The sequence below is a fragment of the Sporosarcina sp. BI001-red genome (genome assembly GCF_003384035.1).
Taxonomy (GTDB): Bacteria; Bacillota; Bacilli; order Bacillales_A; family Planococcaceae; genus Sporosarcina.
This window is the reverse complement of sequence record NZ_QQAK01000012.1, coordinates 41,922-60,281: the sequence shown is the minus strand read 5'-3', so window position 1 is coordinate 60,281 and position 18,360 is coordinate 41,922. Positions and strand designations below refer to the sequence as shown.

The window sequence follows — 18,360 nt, the reverse complement described above, 5'->3', positions numbered from 1 at the left end:
GTTGACAATATGTGACTGCTTGGTAAACTGAATGGTAATACATAAAAATATGCACGTTGAAAAGGTGAGACTAATGAAGGCGCGAAAACAAAAAGAAATCATTGAGTCGGCCATCAAATTATTTGCTGAAAATGGTTTCACAAATACATCCATTCAAGAGATAGTGAATGATTGCGGGATATCTAAAGGTGCATTTTACAATTACTTCCCTTCCAAAGAGGCGCTGCACATCGCCATTTTCGAATATTATTTCGAACAGATGAGAGCAAGAACACTCGAAATAGATGCTGAACAGCTACCTCCCCGTGAAAAACTCGTAAAACTGTTAAACGTCCCATTTGAACAACTGGCCCAACAAAAAGACTTTTTCATGGTTTATATGCGGGAACAAAGTTTTACGATTAACAAAGAACTTCGTGAAGTTATGGGGAAAACTCAATTTGAAATGTTGACTTGGTACGAAAAGAACTTAAAAAAAGTATACGGAGATAAAGTAAATGGCTACACAGGCGATATTATTATGCTAATTGAAGGAATTAGAAGCAGTTACCTAGCAGCGATACTGATTCAAAATTCACAGATAGATGCGACGCTTGTTCCAACTTTCATCATGAATCGCATTGAAGATATGGTGTCCTCTTTTGAAAATGGTGAAGAACCCATTATGAAAAATAACTTGCTGGATCTTTTCACAAACCAATCATGCAGTTCCTTAAATCATCATGAAAAAGCATCCTCCTTATTAGCAGATATGAAAGAACAGCTTGAAGTTATGAATTTTAGTGATGCTCAAAAGGAAGGACTTACAGGGGTTTTAGCTTTTCTAAACAGCGAACTTCAGAAACCTTCTATAGAAAAATATGCATTTCAAGGAATGTTAGCCAATTTAAAAACAGTTAAAGAGTTCGATATCTATCGAGAGAAACTTGCAAGTCTATTAGCTATTGAGCTCTTATGAATTCCTTATCTGTCCCGCTACTGAAATGTGCTTTGAATGACACACATCAACTATATGTAACGCTGAAGAGCCTTTGACTTTCCATACCGGGAAGGTCAAAGGCTTTTAACTTTCTAGAGATATTCCCCCTACGCATCTTGTCAATTCGATCTCGATTCTATGTGATTTGCCCTTCTATATTACATAATCTATCCTTTTCTACTCCAAATCAGATTAAAACTTTTAAAAGAATGTAAGGGGTTCCATTACTCTTAAACAGGGTTTCGATGCAAGTCACCGTAAATTATGTTTCATATCTTTTCAGAATACTATTGATATATCGTATACACGATGATATTATTTAGAATATTAAATTTTGCAGATTGAATTGGAGGGAAACATCATGGAATGGCATACGTATTATTTAATCCCTATTATCTATTTGATCGGCATGATAGTGATTGGCGTTATGGTTTCTGGCAAACAAGAATCTCGAGCAGATTTCTATGTAGCCGACAACAAAATGAATTCTGCCGTATTATTCAGTACAGTTCTCGCTACAGTAGTCGGTGCGAACACGTACATGGGCTTTAGTGGAATGGTTTATACGGGAGGCTTCTCCTTGATTTGGATGTTAGTTGCTGCAAGTACATCCTACTTTGTTTTATTTTTCATCTCAGGTAGAATCCGTAAGATTGCAGAGCATTACGATGTGTTCACCCTTCCTGACTTGATGGCGGAACGATATAACCGTCCAGTTGCTACATTGACGACGATTTGCTCGCTTATCGCATTAATAGGAAGTGCGGGTGGTAGTATACTCGGAATCGGCATGATCCTGAATACTATCCTAGGTATTAATCCTATTGTGGCGATTGTCGTTACAGCCGCTATTACGATTACTTACACGACATTTGGAGGTCTGATGGGCGTTGCTCTTACAGACTGGGCCCAAACAATTATTATGCTGATTGGATTGATATTAGTAATCCTATTCGGTTTCCATGCAATGGATCCTGGTAGTTCTGTCTTTAGTGCATCACTCAATGGTGGTGAGTTACTAAAAGGTGTACTTGGAACTGAGTTCATGAGTACAACCGAGACTGTTACGTTTATGTTGGTTATCGGATGGGTGATTACATTCATGCCACTTAACACAGTCAGTCAAACACAAATTCAACGGATCTATTCAGCAAAAAGCGTTAAATCCATTCAACGAATCAGTTTATTGATTGCTTTGTTCATGGGGGTTTCCATGGCATTTGGTCTTACGTTAATCGGTGGAATCGGAAAATCACTATTGCCCGATCTTGCAAATCCAGAAACAATCTTACCTGTACTTTCGATGGAAATTATTAATCCTTGGGTAGGTATGATTATCGTTACTGGAATTCTCGGAGCATGCATGTCAACAATCGATTCGAATTTGCTCGGTGCTGGTATCCATGTCACAAGAGATTTGTACGAGCATCGTCTAAAGAAAAAAGGCTTACCTATTGACGATAAAAAAACCATCCGACTTACAAGATGGACACTCGTTATTATTGGTGCTTTCTCAACAGTTGCAGCGATTTTAACACCCTCCATCATGGGATTATTATTGTTCACACTGAAGATATTCGCTGGGGCGACATTCGTTCCAATTATGCTAGGACTCTTCTGGCCAAGAGCAAATTCCTATGGGGCAATGGCTGGAATTATAGGAGGTGGAGTTACTACAGTCCTTTGCAACATCATACAAACTAGCATAGATCCCGTAATTCTTGGTCTGATTGTCTCCTTAGTAGGTACACTTCTATTTAGCCTGTTCTTCAAAGAAGAAGGAGACAAGGGACAAAAATTCGTATTCAAAACGGTTACTAAAAAAGATTATGGAATCTTTGCAGGAAGCGTCGTCATCTATGCTGCATTTATGATTTCTATCAACTTCATCAACATGTGGCCTTTCTTAATCGCTTGTTCTCTTATCGGTCTATGCGTAGGAGTCGTTGCACTCTTTGCATTCGTCATGCCGAAAAAGAAGGCAAAAGTCACTGCCACAGAGCTCGAAAACCAATCAAACTAACGTCAATGGAGGCTTTCAAATTATGTATGCACATATTAACGGAACAAAAATCTTTTACGATGTAGATGGACAAGGTATTGAAATCGATGGTGACCGCCTTAAAGAAAAACCGGTCGTATTCGTCATTCACGGTGGTCCAGGAGGCTGCCATATTACGTTCAAACCTTATTTAGATGAATTGACAAAAACGGCTCAACTCGTTTATGTCGACCAACGTGGCTGTGGTTTCTCAGAAAAGGACGATCCGGATAACTACACATTGACGCAAAATGTGGAAGATGTCGAAGCACTTCGACAACACCTCGGCCTTGAAAAGATCTGGATTTTAGGCCATTCATACGGCGGAATCGTTGCGATGAGTTATGCGGTAAAATACGAAAAGAATGTAGCGGGACTAATTTTAGCAGCTACCTCCCCTTCATACAGTTTTTTAGAGAAAGCGAAGAAACATGTAGAACAACACGGAAATGCTGAACAAATTGCTATGGCAGACTTGTTGTGGGACGGTAAATTTGAATCGATTGAACAACTTCAAGAATACGACAAAGTTATGGGTCCGTTATATTCAAAAGTTGTCGCCAACTCGGATTCAAATACTCAACCACTTGTGAAACGGCCACCACTTGAGCGCAATGTGGAGGCTGCTAACAAAGGATTCGCAGAATTCCTTCGTACGTACGACGTTCGAGAAGAGTTAAAGGAACTGAATGTCCCTGCTATAATACTTGCGGGCTATCATGATTGGATCACTGCTCGCTCTGAGAGTGAAGAGATTCATGAATTAATCGACAAGAGTGAACTTCATATTTTAAAGGACAGCAGCCACAGTCTTTTTGCAGATGAAAACGAACTGACCAACCAGCTTATGTCGGAATTCCTTGTTCGACATAGCAATCAGTAAACTATATAGAAAAAGCCTTTGACTTTCCTAGTATTGGAAAGTCAAAGGCTTTTTAAGTTAATTCATCATTTCCGCAATAATTTCAAACGAACGCAAGCGATCTTCCTGATAAAATACAGGAGAACTGATGATGAACTCATTCGCTTTTGTCTGATTCAAGAATGCTTCCAGTTTACGTTTTACCGTTTCAGGACTACCTACAATGGTCGCAGGAGAATCGAGCATATTGGCAGCTGACACTTTCTCACTTGGTGACCACACAGCATCCGGATCATCCAAAGGTGGCTTGAATTGTGTCGGCATCCCCCGGTGTAAACTTAAGAACTGTTGCTGGAAGGATGTTGCAAGCCATAACGCTTTCTCATCTGTATCAGCAGCAACAATACTGACACCTAACATTGCATACGGGTCTTGCAGATGTCTAGAGGGCTTGAAATTTTGATGGTACAGTTGTAACGCTTGCATCACATAAGCTGGCGCAAAATGGCTGGCGAACGAAAACGGCAATCCTTGTTGTGCAGCAAGCTGTGCACTAAAGCCTGATGAACCAAGTAACCAAATCGGTATGTCTTGCCCTTCTCCCGGAAACGCACGAACACGGGCATTCGGTTGTGGCTCGAAATACGAACGTAGTTCTTCTACTTGTTGTGGGAAGTCCTCCCCACTACTGTGCAATGTACGACGTAATGCATATGCCGTTGCCTGGTCACTACCGGGTGCACGGCCTAAACCAAGGTCAATCCGTCCTGGATAAATTGCATCGAGCGTACCGAACTGTTCCGCAATGACAAGCGGTGCGTGGTTTGGCAACATGACACCACCAGACCCAATACGCATCCGTTCTGTTGCACCCGCAATATGGCCGATTAAAACAGATGTTGCTGAACTTCCGACACCTGGCATATTATGATGCTCTGCCAACCAATAACGATTAAATCCTAACTGTTCTGCGTGTTGAGCTAATTCTACACTGTTTTTAAATGTTTCAGTAGGACTTCCGCCTTCATTGATGGGTGCAAGATCCAATACGGATAATGGAATTCCATTGAACATTTTTGCTGTTGAAGTCAATTTCACTCACTCCTTATCGCTTGTTTAATGTACTCGGTCGCACAAGCTTACTATTAGTAACCTATGGTTAAAATTACTATAGTCAAGATTGGAAATCAACTTTATTGTTCGAAATGGGATGAAGTAATTTTGTAAACCGCGCCATACGTCATATTTCTTCACGTGATACAATAAATAATTTTCACAATGGGTTAAGTTGCCAGCGATTTTAAAGGAATCCATGGATATATTACTACATATAAAGAGAAAATCATAAGTTCATGAACCTTTCACGTGTAGTTTGAAAATCCACACAAATAACCAAGTTAAAAAGGAGTTGTATAAAATGAAAGTACGCCCCTCTGTTAAACCCATTTGTGAAAAATGTAAAGTGATTCGAAGACGTGGTAAAGTAATGGTCATCTGCGAAAATCAGAAACATAAGCAAAGACAAGGATAAACCATCAGATAGCTCACCCTAGTTTTACAATACCTACCCAATCGAGGTAAAGGGTGGGTATTATATTTCTAGAAGCCTTGGTGCATTTCTGACCGTGTATCTGCCCTTTAGAGGTATAATACATTTATCCAAGATAAAAGGGGTTTTACGTTATGGAACAAAGAGTTTCTCATTTTGATCATGCACCAGAAGGTATGGGAGTTATGTTGAAGATGGAGGAGTACACAAAAACGACAGCAATCGAACAAAGCCTGCAGGAGTTAATCAAAATCCGCGCCTCCCAGATTAATGGGTGTGCATACTGTTTAAATATGCATACTGCTGATGCGAGAAAAGACGGTGAAACTGAGCAGCGAATATATTGTATCGGAGCATGGAGTGATTGTGACTTTTACACAGATTCGGAAAAGATTGCATTAGAGTTAACCGAGCACGTGACTTTAATCCCAACAAAACGTGTGCCCGATGAACTTTACAACCGTGTCCGTCTGCATTTCAACGAAAAACAATACGTCGACCTAATCCTTATCATTAACCAAATCAATAATTGGAACAGGATTTCCATAGCAATGGGGAATCATGCAACTGAAAAATAAGCCTTCAAATCGAGCATTTTTTAATGCTCGATTTTTTGTAATTCCCTTCAGTTAATATCCTGAATCCTCCGAAGTAAGATTATCAATCATTTTATAGTCATATTTCTGTAACGGTTTTTCAGCCGGCCCCTCGATCACTTCTCCGGTATATGAAAATCGAGAGCCATGGCACGGACAGTCCCAAGACCGTTCACCGTTATTCCATGACACTTCACACCCAATATGCGTACACGTCGTATCGACGATATGAACATTACCTTCGTCATCTTTAAACGCGCCTTTTCGATGACCATCCAACGTAATGACAGCGCCTTCCCCATTAGATAAGGTTTCAGGTGTTTTCTCTGGTCTATCTAGCTTTCCTTTAATGAGCTGCCCCACTACATTAGCATTTTCAACAACAAGGTTTTTCACACTTGGAATAACATTGAAACGCGCTGGGGTGTATAGCTCTTCATAGGGATTCTCTTTGCCAAGAACCATGTCCCTGAATAGCAGAGCAGCGGCGGTTCCATTCGACATTCCCCATTTTCGGAATCCTGTCGCTATCAGCACATTAGGATTTCCAGCTGTTAACTCACCGATATATGGCAAGTTATCCAATGACACTAAGTCTTGTGCCGACCAACGATATCTCACTTCTTCCAGTTCGAATACATCTTCCCCAAACGTCTCCAAAGCCTTATAATGATCCATCGTTTCAATTCCTTGACCTGTTTTATGGTCTTCTCCGACAATGAGGACCAACTCTTCATCGTTTGCGTTTACGGAGCGTAAGGAACGCGTAGGCTTATCCGCACTAATAAAAATTCCACCAGGGAATCTCTCTTTGGTCTTGACTGCCAAGGCGTAGGAACGACTTGCATATAGTCTAGTTGAGTAAAGACCTGTTCCCTCATAAAATGGGAAATGCGTACAAATGAGAACGTGCTTAGCGGTTATTCGGGAGTCCTCCGTAGTTAGAACGGACGGCATATCACCGGTTTCTATATTTACCGCTGTTGTTTGTTCAAAAATCTGGCCACCTTTTTCCTTGATGAGCTCAATGAGATGGACAAGATACTTTGTTGGATGAAATTGTGCTTGATTTTTCATTACTAGTGCATTTTGGATTTCTATTTCAAACGGAATCGTATCAACCAATTCCCCATCGATTCCAAGAATTTTATAAGCCTCTGCTTCTTTTTCTACCTTCTTCGCACATTTCTCCGTGGTAGCGTAAATGTAAGAATCTTGGGGACTAAACTCACATTCGATTGAATGTTCATCCACTGTCTTCTTTATAAAGTTGAGTGCTTCTGAATTCGCTTGATAATACAATCCCGCCTTATCTCTTCCCATACTATGGATGAATTCAGCATATATCAAATCATGTTGAGCAGTTATCTTTGCAGTAGTGTGTGCCGTGGTTCCATTCAGGACTTCGTCAGAGTCGATAACAGCGACTTTCAATCCTTCATTAGCCAACAGATAAGCTGAAGTGATTCCCGTAATACCTGCCCCAACAATCACTACATCCACGTCAATATCCCGTTCCAATTTAGGAAACTTAGGAAATTCTATATTTGTGCGCCAATAAGATAACGGTTCCTTAGGTAGTTTTTCATTATTAAGAGTCAAAATTAGTCCTCCATTCATTTCCTTACTTTTACGAAGGATTCCCTACCTGCCATCTGCTTATACGCTTCAAAAGTATGCAATCAAACTGAACAAAGTATCCATGTAAACGTCTTGTTTTCTCTATTTTTAGAGAGAAGTGGGCAAAATCTTGTTGTCCTGTTACAGACGGACCGGCTGAGGGAATATTGAAAGGTGAAAGGTTCCATTACTTAATTCCCCGGGCAATATAAGTCATCAACGGAGACCGTGTATTCCTGATAGATGTCTTTAAAAAGAGCCTCACACATGAGCTGACGCAAGACTCCTCTGAAATACCCTGGCATACTACGAATGTTTTTTGCTTTGGTTGCCATAACTGTAATATGAGTGGCTTGATAGGATAAATCCTCAAATAGTTCTTCTTTTCCTTTATGGATATCAAATTTAAGCATTTTTCCTGATAGGGATTTATGAATTCCACAGAATTCTCTGGCTTTCGATACATCCCCGCTAAATGATAGTAACGATTTCATTTTCCCAAATAGTGTTGTGGATAACTTTTCTGCCGCAGGCTGAGACGTCTTTATAAGATCTTTAAGACTTTTAGATTTATAAAGAGAAGGTTCCTTTTCGGATTGCTTCTTAGAAACCCCGCTCACATCAGCTTCTTTCAAGCTAGTTCCACTGCCCATTCTCCCCTGCTCATTTACAGGCAAAATAACATAAATGTTAGCACCAAGGCCGCTCATAACTAGACGAACAAATTGGATTCGTTCAATAATTTGTAGATTTTCCAACTTACAAATCGCTCGTCTTACAGTGGAATTCGACTTCCCCAATTTCTTTTCAATTGTTTCATGCTTTAAATGCGCAGCTAAATATTTTACGGAGTAGCATCGGATTATTTCAAGAATTGCTCGATCTGTCTTATTCAACTGGTTCCAGTGCGTGTCTAAATGTTGCCGTGCTGAGAAGTCCATAGCTTCTTTTGAGGTAAATTTCGCATATTGAGATAAGTAGTGTGTCATTTTAAAATCCCCCTTTTCCTCTATATAGAGTCGGGGGATCAAAAAGTAGACAGGGGTTTGTAAGTATTGAAAAAGTTACGAGTTAGTTGATATGCTGCGAACGGCATCTTTGTGGCTGATTACTAAAATAGTTTTGTTTACATCACCACGTTACGATTTATTGCGAATCAATAAAAAGTATTGAGCATTTGCTGCAACAAGAACGGCACCAATGAGTACAATGGCGAATAATTGCGATACATCTGTGACGATTGAATATACGATGAGCACGAGCAACGCAAGTATAAGCGTGCCATTTAGCGTATTGAAAGAACGGTAGAGCCCCTCCAACATTACATGACGCTCTCCTTCATCAGAAGCCGCTAGCAACTTTTTCGCATAATCCTTTTCACTAACCGAAGGCAAGTTACGATCTGGATAAAATCTATTGATCATACTTGAAACACCAATGGACAGAGCAAATGCAATCGTTGCTGAAACCGTTGAAACCAGCTCCAGCCAAGTAGGTTGGTTGGTAATGAGAGCAATTGCTGTCGATACAATTCCAATCACAATCGTGGCTATAACAACTAAATTTGTATCACTGAACTTTTTGTATAGCCATATGTCCAGTTCATCTTCTTCATCTTTTGAAACGTTCTCAATCGCCTTTCTCCGCATTTGTAGAATGCTAAAACCTATATAGAGTAGTAAAATCACTGTGAGACAAGCTAAGGCCACATTCACTTGAAACGCAATTGTTAGAAAGTTAAAGTCTATCTGATAGGTCAGCGTTGCATACATGACGACAAACCCCACCAACGCACCAACTAAAACCAAGACGACCGTTCTCATTCAATCTCCTCCTCTTCGAATAGAAAAACACATTCAATCGCTTCATTAAAAATCCTCGCAATTCGTACGGCAATTAGTAATGAAGGGATAAATTCTTCCCGCTCAATTAAACTGATTGTTTGCCTCGACACTTTTGCCCTTTTTGCGAGCTCAGTCTGATTCAGCCCATTTCGGGCACGCAATTCCTTCAAACGTGTTCTCACTGATCTCACCTCTTACCAAGGAGTGTAACGTATGCATTTCATTTTGACAAGTATATTTGTCAAAATGACTAGATTACATTTCAAATATTAAAAAAGAACCCGTCATATAAGACGAGTTCGGTTGAGGGTTAGTAGGATTGATGAATCTCCAGCTTCCCTACGTAGTGAGGATATATTTAGTTTTGGACAATACCGTGGTGTAGTCCATCTAACGAACTGAGGTCATATAGGTATTATAGATATTGGTGCAACTGTTCACGCACTCTACATATAATTTCCTAATTCTCGAGGTGGTACAAAGCTTTAGATAACTTTCATCCTCAATAATCTGTATTATCGGTTGCATTTCGATATAATAACTGGGATCTTGATCTCTTTTGTTTAAAAGTACTTTATATTTTTCTAAAATTACAAGGTAAAAATCGTCAATTAATCTAACGTCACATTTCATTTTTTCTTGTTTGTAGAAGCGTTGAATTTGACTAGCAAAAAACTTGCTCTCTTTAAAGAAGGATGAACTAACAGGTGAATAATAAAGATCTTCTCCCTTAAATCTTCTTTTATTAATATGTAGTTTGTGCCAGCTGTTCACTTCTGAATAATTAGACCCCAGAGCTTTATGAACATTAGAAATTATTTTGTCTTTTTGATGAGTAACATACTCAAAAATAGAAGCATTGGTTTCATGATCGGATATAGGAGTTATAGAGCACCAACAAATGTAGTTATTATCTAATTTTCCAATAATACAAACTTGCTCTTCAGGACTCAAATAGAGGACAAAAGAAATTTCGTGTTGCTTCACGTCATAATTCGACATGACTTCATTATTATGTTGAATCAGATTCAGTTCATTCATTTCCATCCTCATTTCTGTTCCACTTCCATTAACCCCTTTGCTTCAATCACACGCTCGACGCCTTGTTCACAAAAACCATAAGAGCGCCATGAACAGGTTTCACAGACGACTTCAATATCCGATGCTTTCACGTGTATACGGATCCGACGTTCTATTTCCCGCCAAGGCAGCACATCACTAAATTTAAGACCAAGACGTTTCACGATTTCCTTATCGCGGATGTAAATCCCTTTGTCTTCGCAATGATATGGCTGATCTTCTGGAAACTTCCGGCATAAGTGATCAGGTCCTTTAATTATCTGGATCATGGTGTCAGGTTTTTCGCGCAAAATTGTATGGATTTTTGTCATATTGGCTACGTATTCTTCTGAATAACCCATTCCTCGATATCCGAGTAAACAAAAAATATGATGGCCTCTTAATTTGATCATTAGATACTTCCCCTTAGTTGCTTATTTGTATCACTCATTACAAATCCAACTGGCATTAACCATCGTCAGTTGGATTTTTTTCTGATCAATTCTGCATTCAACTTTCAGGATATCCCGGACGACAGGCATCATATCGAGAATTGGTTTCGCTTGTAATCCTGGAACAGAAGTACTGCCAATGTGATGAATGTCTACGATTTCTTCACCAAATATCTGTCGGATTCTTTGGGCTTCCTCTTGGAACAACTGAGCCCATTTAGGGTCATGTTTTGCTACTACGACTACCATGATTTGTCCTCCTTTTTAGGGTTAAAAAGTTTGACTTACTAAGTACCTATTCTAAGAATACCCCAGATCTTAGAAAACTAAGTATTAAAATAAACGAAAAGAGAGGTAACCTTCTCTCTTTTCGTTTACACAAACTGAATGATCTTATGCTTCAGATTTAATAAGCTAATCGTTTCCCCATTTAAAGCCCATCCAACTCTTCAGACATTTTCCTCGCTTCATTTTTAAAGTAGAAGTAAAAACTAACCCAAATCACTGCATAGACTCCTAAAAACATTAGGACGAAAGTTAAAAAACTTAAGGGGGTAAAACTGAACCATTGCAAGCCGAATGCAGTAAAGAAGTATAGAATAATCACTGTAATAAAGTGATAACTAGTTTGTCGTAATAGTGACCAATTTTCATTTTCAAAATAGAGGGGGGTTACACTAAAAAACCAAGCACAAAACATAGTTCCCACAGCGCTTTTCATAAATGCCACAGCATCGATAGTTTCTAAGCCGTTTGCTAAAATTATTGATGCTGTGAGAATCACTGCTAGAAAGCCGCCGAAGAAAATACCAATTGTACTTCGAAATAGAAATGTTTTCATTCGTTGTCCCTCCTTTTCATTTTTAGAGCATGTTTAATACCATTTACGAATGTTCTAGAAACGTATTCTTTTGTTCCTGACTTAAAATAGACTGCAAGTGTCCCGTTAAATGACGCTTCAAACTTGCTCAATTCATAAAGATTCGCAATAACAGATTTTGATAGTCGGATGAATTGGTTAGATGGTAAAAAGGATTCTAGTTCATATAGTTTTTCTTTCACTAAAAACGAACCGTTCTGAGTCACTGCAGTCACCCCCTCAGGTGTGGAGTGAAAATAATGGATATCCGAAGGCTTCATAATATGTTGCATGTCTCCATCTTTCCCAACAACGAAATCGAGCTCTTGCCTATTTAGAAAATCCAATACTCCTTGTACTTCTGGATCTAATTCTTTGCAATCAATTGTGACGGTTGTTTCAATTATAGATGAATCGATATTCAAGGAGACCTTCATCGTAAAACTCCCTTTCGCTAATAGTGAGGTTCTTAATACAATTTGCTTCTATCCTCTCTTCCCTGCCACCCCATTCGTAATGTCTTTGTATGATCAGTATACGAGAGAATGTGTGAAACAACTTCTCATTTCAAGTAAGCGGTCTGTTTCTAGCAGTCAAGCGTCTGTTTTCATACGTGAGTAGAGAGTTTCATCTCCTTAAGAAGGATTTGCATAACGCCTAATAAATTAAGAATTTCTATCTCTAGTTGCATTTTTATTCGCTAAAGGGTATGCTACTTGTAATTAAACATTCACTTATTTCGTAACCTTCGAAATGAGGATAGAGGCGCAAAGACCATTAGTACACATTCTGAGGATGATGAGATCCGTTGAAGATTGTGGAGAGGGGAATTTGCCGAAGTGGAGAGATGCTCATTATCTCAAAGCTGGTTCTGGGCTGAACAAGTTCAGGACTGTCATATAGGAAACTATATGGAGGGCTATCTGATGCAAGGAATAATTTATTATTTCTAAGCAGCAGCGTTCTCTACGCTGCTGCTTTTTGCGTCTCAGGAGACACTGCCTTCCACCTCTATGTTTTGTAATAAAACAAAAGGAGATGGAGAACAGATGAATTTTGGACAACTAATTACTGCTATGGTAACACCGTTTGATGAGCAAGGGGAAATTGACTTCATTGCCACACGAAACTTAATCAATCATTTACTGGAAAGCGGTTCTGATGGCCTCGTTGTTGCAGGTACCACAGGGGAATCCCCTACATTGACGTTTGAAGAAAAGGTAAATTTGTTTGAATTTACGGTACAAGTCGTTGCTGGAAGAGTCCCCGTCATCGCAGGAACAGGATCGAACAATACGAGAGAATCCGTTCAGTTGACGCAAAAAGCTGAAGCGGCAGGTGTCGATGGGATCATGTTAGTCGTTCCTTATTACAACAAACCTTCTCAAGAAGGGATGTACCAGCATTTTAGCGTCATTGCGGAATCCACATCCCTGCCAATCATGCTCTATAATATACCGGGCCGCAGTTCAGTCAATATGAGCCCGGAAACAATCATCCGACTTGCTGACATTCCAAATATCGTTGCTGTTAAAGAAGCAAGCGGCAACTTAGATGCCATGTCAGACATCATTGAGAATACCCCATCTAACTTTGCACTTTACAGTGGCGATGATGGGTTGACACTCCCTGTACTCTCTATTGGAGGTGCTGGCGTTGTGTCCGTCTCTGCCCACATTATCGGCTCTGAGATGAAAACAATGATCGGTCACTTTAACAGCGGTCGCATTCGTGAAGCCGCAACTATGCACCGCCGTATGCTGCCAATTATGAAGGAACTATTCGCGGCACCGAATCCTTCGCCTGTCAAAGCTGCGTTGAACTTGGAAGGTGTCTCAGTCGGCGGGGTTCGATTACCGATGCTGCCGTTGACGGATCCACAGTTGAATTCATTGAATCGCATTCTTCACCAACAAGAAACGATACTTCTTTAGGTTTATATTTTTAATATAAAAAGCAGCCCATTCCAATCATAATCGCTGGAATGGGCTACTTTTATTATTCTTGAGTAAAGCTAACTTCACTAACCCTTGCTGATAGCAATTCAACAAACCGAATCCCTAGTTGTGAAGTGGAAGATTTCCCTCCTAAATCTGAAGTGAGGGATTCTTGTTCAGTTAGAATATCTTTAATTGTAGACAGAATCGCTTCGCCCCACCTTTCTTCTCCAAAGAAGTCCATCATTTGACTAACCGACCAGATGGCAGCAATCGGATTCGCAATACCTTTTCCGGAAATATCAGGAGCTGAACCGTGAACAGGTTCAAACATAGAAGGATAGGTACGTTCTGGATTAATGTTCGCACCAGTCGCTAAGCCCATGCCACCAGTGATCGCTGCCCCTATATCGGTCAAAATATCACCAAAAAGATTCGATGTGACAACCACTTCAAAACGCTCCGGCTCCGTCACAAAGTAAAGACTTGCGGCATCCACAAGATAGGAATACGTTTGAACGTCAGGATATTCCTTTCCGACTTCATCAAACACCTCATCCCAGAACACCATGGAATAGTTCAATGCATTCGCTTTACTAACGCTCGTCAATGTCCGATTTGACATTCTTGCTTCTTCATATGCGTACCGAATGATCCGTTCCGTCCCTTTCCGAGAAAAAACGCCCGTTTGCAAGACGACTTCTTCAGGTTTTCCTTTGAATAGTCGGTCTCCTGCCCCTGCATATTCGCCTTCACTGTTTTCACGAATCACAAGAAAGTCGATTTCCTTAGCTGTTTTGTCTTTCAATGGCGTTAGTGTTGGATTCAAAAGCGTAATCGGTCTAAGATTCACGTATTGATCAAACTCTTTCCGAATCCTGAGTAATAGATCCCATAAAGATATATGATCAGGCACACCCGGATACCCTACAGCGCCCAAATAAATCGCGTCGAATCCTTTAAGTTGCTCGATACCATCATCCGCCATCATCTTACCGTGTTCCAAGTAATACTCACATCCCCAAGGAAACTCTGTGAACGCAAAAGAAAGTGTTGGATCTAATTTCTCAATCGCTTTTAATACTTTTACACCTTCCGAAACGACCTCCGGACCAATCCCATCTCCTGGTATAAGCGCAATTTTAAATGTTTTCATCATATCCTCCTATGCTTTACGTCGGTGAATCATCCATTTTTATTTTAACAGTTTTCCAGCGTTTGCGACCACAGATAATTCTTCACCGTTAATCGCCTTTATTAAGTTCTCTGCTATCACAATAGACGTCTTTTTTGCGGCTTCAATACTGATTCCGCCAATATGTGGAGTCATCGTGATTTCATTCATCTCAAAAAAAGGATGATTTTCAGATGGCGGTTCAACTGCAAATACATCTACTCCAGCTCTTCTGAAAGTTTTATTTTTAAGTGCTGCAACCATATGTGCTTCTTTGATGACACCACCTCGAGATGTATTGATGAGAACGGCAGAAGGTTTCATAAGAACAAAGAACTTCTCATCAATCAGTTCTCTCGTTTGTTCGGTCAAAGGTATGTGAAGACTTATTGCATCGCTCGTTTTGAAAACCTCTTCCATTGAAGTAGTCACTTCAACCCTTAAAGAATCAGCGAGCTCTTGCCTTTGTGAAGAAATCGTTCGTACGTATGCGATTACTTTCATTCCAAAACCATTCTTCGCTATGTTCGCCACTTTTTGAGCAATCGATCCGAACCCAATAAGCCCAAGCGTTTTACCTTCTAATTCTGTTGTATACCTTCCATTTCTGAAAGAGAAGTTTCCTTTTTGCATTTCCGTATGAAAAATACTAATATCTTTCATAACAGATAGCAGTAGCGCTATAGCGTGTTCTGCTGTCGCTGTGCTATTCATTTTAGGTGCGTGCAACACTTTGATTCCTTTTGATGTCGCATACTCCACGTCTATATTGTCGAGTCCGATTCCTGCGCCTGATATCGCAGTTACGTGTTCACAGTGATTTAAAAGTTCTGGTGTGATTTTTGCAGGTGCTCTCAAGATGATTCCATCTACGGTGTTTTGTTGTAAGTACTTAATAATTTCTATTTCGTCAAACTCATCGAATTGCTTCACGTCTGCAAGTTCTCTCAACTTTTCCTCGCCGTCAGGATGATACATCGGAAGTATTTGAATGACATGCAAAGACATTAGCCAACACCTTTCATCAAGTCATTGTAGGTTTTCGACAATCGTTGTAATCCCTTGCCCACCGCCGATACAAAGAGTCACCAACCCATATTTTGAACCTCGACGTTCCATTTCATAAAGTAATTTTGTCATAAGCACTGCACCAGTCGCACCAATCGGGTGTCCGAGTGCAATAGCGCCACCATTTACATTCACCTTTTCAATGTCCATTCCTGTTCCTTTAATGACAGATATCGCTTGAGCCGCAAATGCTTCGTTGAGTTCAATCAAGTCAATATCCTCAATCGAAAGACCACATTGCTTCAATGCGTTCTGTGTCGAAATGACCGGGCCAATCCCCATCACCTCAGGAGATACGCCACTTACTGCTTGTGCAATGATTTTCGCCTTTGGTATTACCCCATACTCATTCAAACTATCCTCTGACATCATCAGCAAGACGGATGCACCATCATTTCTTCCACTCGCATTTCCTGCAGTAACTGTCCCATTGTCTTTGAAAACCGCACGCAGTTTTGATAGTTGTTCTTTCGTGGTTTTACGTGGATGTTCGTCCCTATCAAATTGAAAACTCCCTTTTTTTGATTTAACTTCAAAAGACACGATCTCGTCCTTGAAACGACCTTCCTGAATCGCTTGTTCAGCTAGAAGTTGACTTCTCATTGCGAATTCATCTTGCTCTTCTCGTGAAATAGAGTACTGATCAGCTAGATTTTCTGCCGTTATTCCCATTGTCAATGCCCCATACGTTTCGGCGGGCTGTGAACACGGCTGACTTTCTGTATTCGGATCCAAAATCATCCCATTCCCCGCTCCGAAACCATATCGTGCATGTCGAATGTAATAGGGAGCTGTACTCATGCTCTCTGCACCACCTGCAATCACTACATTCGATAACCCTAATCGGATTTGTTGGTCCGCATTATTGATAGCTTGTAAGCCTGACCCACATTGACGATGAACGGTGTATCCCGGAACAGTAACTGGAAGTCCAGCTCTTAGCGCAGCAAGACGAGCTAAATTCGATGTGTCTGCACTTTGTTTTGCTTGACCTAAAATGACCTCATCCACTTCGATGTTTTTGTTCGTTCTTTCCATCAAATCCCGAATCACTTTTTCAGCTAGATGATCGACTGTAACATCTTTAAGCGAACCACCCATTCTGCCAATTGCAGTTCTTACCGCTTCAACAATATAAGAATTCCGCAACTCCTACAGCCCCTTATTCGCATAATCACGTTTCAGTTCACTGGCAATAATATTTCTTTGAATTTCAGAAGTACCTTCATAGATTTTTGTAATCCTGGCATCCCGATAATAGCGTTCAATTGGATAGTCTTTCATATATCCAATGCCTCCGTGAATTTGTAACGCTAAATCTGCAACCTTGTTATACACTTCCGAAGCAAACAGCTTAGCAATCGCAGCTTCTTTTACTACACGCTTATTCTGATCAGTCATCCAAGCAACACGATACGTCATGGAGCGAAGAACTTCGATTTGCATACTGATTTCAGCAAGCATATGCTGGACTGCTTGGATGTCGACAATTTTTTGGCCAAATTGTTCTCTCTCATGAGCGTATTCAAGAGAGTGTTCCAGCAATCTTACGCATGAACCTAAATTTCTTGCGGCTAAGCCTGCACGACCATTCGCGAGGATCTTCAAGGCATTAATATATCCTGATCCTACCTCACCTAAGACGTTTTCCTCTGGGACTTCCATATTGTCGAAAAACAGTTCAGCAGAATGCGAACCTCTCAAGCCCATTTTCTGTTCCACCGCTCCAAGGATGAAACCTGGCGTGTCCTTTTCAACGATGAACGAAGTGATTCCACGTGCCCCTTTGGAACTATCTGTTACCGCCATGACAGTAAAAACATGTCCATCTACCGCATTTGTAATATAATGCTTTGACCCGTTTATGACATATTTATCGCCTTTTTTAACAGCGGTCGTTTTCAAATTGGCTGCATTCGACCCCGCGCTTGGCTCCGTCAATCCAAATGCACCGATCCATTCACCCGAAGCCATCTTCGGCAGGAACTTCTTCTTCTGCTCGTCGTTACCTAGATCCACGATTCCAACAGTTCCAATTCCTGTGTGAGCACCAATTAACGTTGTAAACCCATTATGCGTTTTCCCAAGTTCTTCATAGATCGCACACTTACCGACCATATCCAGTCCAAGCCCACCATATTCTTCAGGAATACCGAGACTGAAGAGGCCCAACTCTTTGGACAGATCGACAATCCTTTTCGGAATACGATCACTTTGTTCAATTTCCATTGCGACCGGTTCAACTTGTTCTCGAACGAACTTTCGAACCGTCGCTCTTAAAAACTCTATGTCTTCTGTGAAATTGAAATCCATAACCAAT

The 18,360-nt window shown here is 40.5% G+C and carries 20 protein-coding genes and 1 riboswitch; of the genes, 6 read left to right on the top strand and 14 right to left on the bottom strand.

Annotation, left to right across the window (positions count from 1 at the left end; translation table 11 throughout):
• Positions 1-73: 73 nt before the first annotated feature.
• From DVB69_RS09695 to DVB69_RS09685, 3 genes are all read left to right on the top strand, one after another.
• Positions 74-958 carry a TetR/AcrR family transcriptional regulator gene (locus DVB69_RS09695; protein WP_158541073.1) on the top strand — a complete coding sequence of 295 codons (885 nt, stop codon included), beginning with the start codon at positions 74-76 and terminating at the stop codon, positions 956-958.
• A 382-nt stretch (positions 959-1,340) separates the two neighbouring features.
• Complete coding sequence (locus tag DVB69_RS09690) at positions 1,341-3,002, top strand: sodium:solute symporter family protein (RefSeq protein ID WP_116018912.1); 1,662 nt, start codon at positions 1,341-1,343, stop codon at positions 3,000-3,002.
• Positions 3,003-3,024: 22 nt separating this feature from the next.
• Positions 3,025-3,903: an alpha/beta fold hydrolase gene (locus DVB69_RS09685; protein WP_116018911.1), complete on the top strand. Its 879-nt coding sequence runs from the start codon at positions 3,025-3,027 to the stop codon at positions 3,901-3,903.
• Positions 3,904-3,960: 57 nt separating this feature from the next.
• On the opposite strand, the gene DVB69_RS09680 is transcribed toward DVB69_RS09685, so the two are convergent.
• On the bottom strand, positions 3,961-4,956 hold the full coding sequence (locus tag DVB69_RS09680; RefSeq protein ID WP_116019259.1) for an LLM class flavin-dependent oxidoreductase: 996 nt from the start codon (positions 4,954-4,956) through the stop codon (positions 3,961-3,963).
• A gap of 343 nt (positions 4,957-5,299) precedes the next feature.
• Here DVB69_RS09680 and rpmJ point away from each other — a divergent pair, with 343 nt between their 5' ends.
• Together rpmJ and DVB69_RS09670 are read left to right on the top strand one after the other, a co-directional pair.
• Positions 5,300-5,413: a 50S ribosomal protein L36 gene (rpmJ, locus tag DVB69_RS09675; RefSeq protein WP_116018910.1), complete on the top strand. Its 114-nt coding sequence runs from the start codon at positions 5,300-5,302 to the stop codon at positions 5,411-5,413.
• Between the two features lie 152 nt (positions 5,414-5,565).
• Positions 5,566-6,009, top strand: a complete 444-nt coding sequence (locus tag DVB69_RS09670) for a carboxymuconolactone decarboxylase family protein (RefSeq protein WP_116018909.1) — start codon at positions 5,566-5,568, stop codon at positions 6,007-6,009.
• Between the two features lie 51 nt (positions 6,010-6,060).
• Here the strand turns inward: DVB69_RS09670 and DVB69_RS09665 are convergent, their stop codons facing one another.
• From DVB69_RS09665 to DVB69_RS09625, 9 genes are all read right to left on the bottom strand, one after another.
• Positions 6,061-7,647 (bottom strand): FAD-dependent oxidoreductase, encoded by a 1,587-nt coding sequence (locus DVB69_RS09665; protein WP_116018908.1) that lies wholly within the window; start codon positions 7,645-7,647, stop codon positions 6,061-6,063.
• A 191-nt stretch (positions 7,648-7,838) separates the two neighbouring features.
• A complete protein-coding gene (locus tag DVB69_RS09660; protein ID WP_116018907.1) occupies positions 7,839-8,636 on the bottom strand; it encodes a hypothetical protein in 798 nt (265 codons plus the stop codon).
• 150 nt (positions 8,637-8,786) lie between these two features.
• Positions 8,787-9,470 (bottom strand): DUF3169 family protein, encoded by a 684-nt coding sequence (locus DVB69_RS09655; protein WP_116018906.1) that lies wholly within the window; start codon positions 9,468-9,470, stop codon positions 8,787-8,789.
• Positions 9,467-9,673 carry a helix-turn-helix transcriptional regulator gene (locus DVB69_RS09650; protein WP_116018905.1) on the bottom strand — a complete coding sequence of 69 codons (207 nt, stop codon included), beginning with the start codon at positions 9,671-9,673 and terminating at the stop codon, positions 9,467-9,469. Before DVB69_RS09650 ends, DVB69_RS09655 begins: the two co-directional genes overlap by 4 nt.
• Before the next feature lie 208 nt (positions 9,674-9,881).
• Complete coding sequence (locus tag DVB69_RS09645) at positions 9,882-10,532, bottom strand: hypothetical protein (protein WP_147300772.1); 651 nt, start codon at positions 10,530-10,532, stop codon at positions 9,882-9,884.
• Between the two features lie 8 nt (positions 10,533-10,540).
• Positions 10,541-10,963: a DUF1284 domain-containing protein gene (locus tag DVB69_RS09640; RefSeq protein ID WP_116018903.1), complete on the bottom strand. Its 423-nt coding sequence runs from the start codon at positions 10,961-10,963 to the stop codon at positions 10,541-10,543.
• A 30-nt stretch (positions 10,964-10,993) separates the two neighbouring features.
• Complete coding sequence (locus DVB69_RS09635; RefSeq protein WP_116018902.1) at positions 10,994-11,251, bottom strand: GrpB family protein; 258 nt, start codon at positions 11,249-11,251, stop codon at positions 10,994-10,996.
• A 181-nt stretch (positions 11,252-11,432) separates the two neighbouring features.
• Positions 11,433-11,843 carry a DUF3021 domain-containing protein gene (locus DVB69_RS09630; protein WP_116018901.1) on the bottom strand — a complete coding sequence of 137 codons (411 nt, stop codon included), beginning with the start codon at positions 11,841-11,843 and terminating at the stop codon, positions 11,433-11,435.
• Complete coding sequence (locus DVB69_RS09625) at positions 11,840-12,298, bottom strand: LytTR family DNA-binding domain-containing protein (protein WP_116018900.1); 459 nt, start codon at positions 12,296-12,298, stop codon at positions 11,840-11,842. The genes DVB69_RS09630 and DVB69_RS09625 overlap by 4 nt, the downstream gene beginning before the upstream one ends.
• 315 nt (positions 12,299-12,613) lie before the next feature.
• A riboswitch (Lysine riboswitch) is annotated at positions 12,614-12,791 on the top strand.
• 119 nt (positions 12,792-12,910) lie between these two features.
• Between DVB69_RS09625 and dapA the strand changes: the two genes are divergently transcribed.
• Positions 12,911-13,795 carry a 4-hydroxy-tetrahydrodipicolinate synthase gene (dapA, locus tag DVB69_RS09620; protein WP_116019258.1) on the top strand — a complete coding sequence of 295 codons (885 nt, stop codon included), beginning with the start codon at positions 12,911-12,913 and terminating at the stop codon, positions 13,793-13,795.
• A gap of 64 nt (positions 13,796-13,859) precedes the next feature.
• Here dapA and DVB69_RS09615 read toward each other — a convergent pair whose 3' ends face one another.
• From DVB69_RS09615 to DVB69_RS09600, 4 genes are read right to left on the bottom strand one after another with little or no spacing between them, the layout of a single operon-like run.
• On the bottom strand, positions 13,860-14,954 hold the full coding sequence (locus DVB69_RS09615; RefSeq protein WP_116018899.1) for a tartrate dehydrogenase: 1,095 nt from the start codon (positions 14,952-14,954) through the stop codon (positions 13,860-13,862).
• Positions 14,955-14,993: 39 nt separating this feature from the next.
• Positions 14,994-15,980 (bottom strand): NAD(P)-dependent oxidoreductase, encoded by a 987-nt coding sequence (locus tag DVB69_RS09610; protein ID WP_116018898.1) that lies wholly within the window; start codon positions 15,978-15,980, stop codon positions 14,994-14,996.
• A 21-nt stretch (positions 15,981-16,001) separates the two neighbouring features.
• Complete coding sequence (locus DVB69_RS09605) at positions 16,002-17,189, bottom strand: thiolase family protein (RefSeq protein ID WP_116018897.1); 1,188 nt, start codon at positions 17,187-17,189, stop codon at positions 16,002-16,004.
• A 3-nt stretch (positions 17,190-17,192) separates the two neighbouring features.
• The gene (locus DVB69_RS09600) at positions 17,193-18,353 is read right to left on the bottom strand and encodes an acyl-CoA dehydrogenase family protein (protein ID WP_116018896.1); all 1,161 of its coding nucleotides are present in this window, start codon (positions 18,351-18,353) and stop codon (positions 17,193-17,195) included.
• Positions 18,354-18,360: the final 7 nt, after the last annotated feature.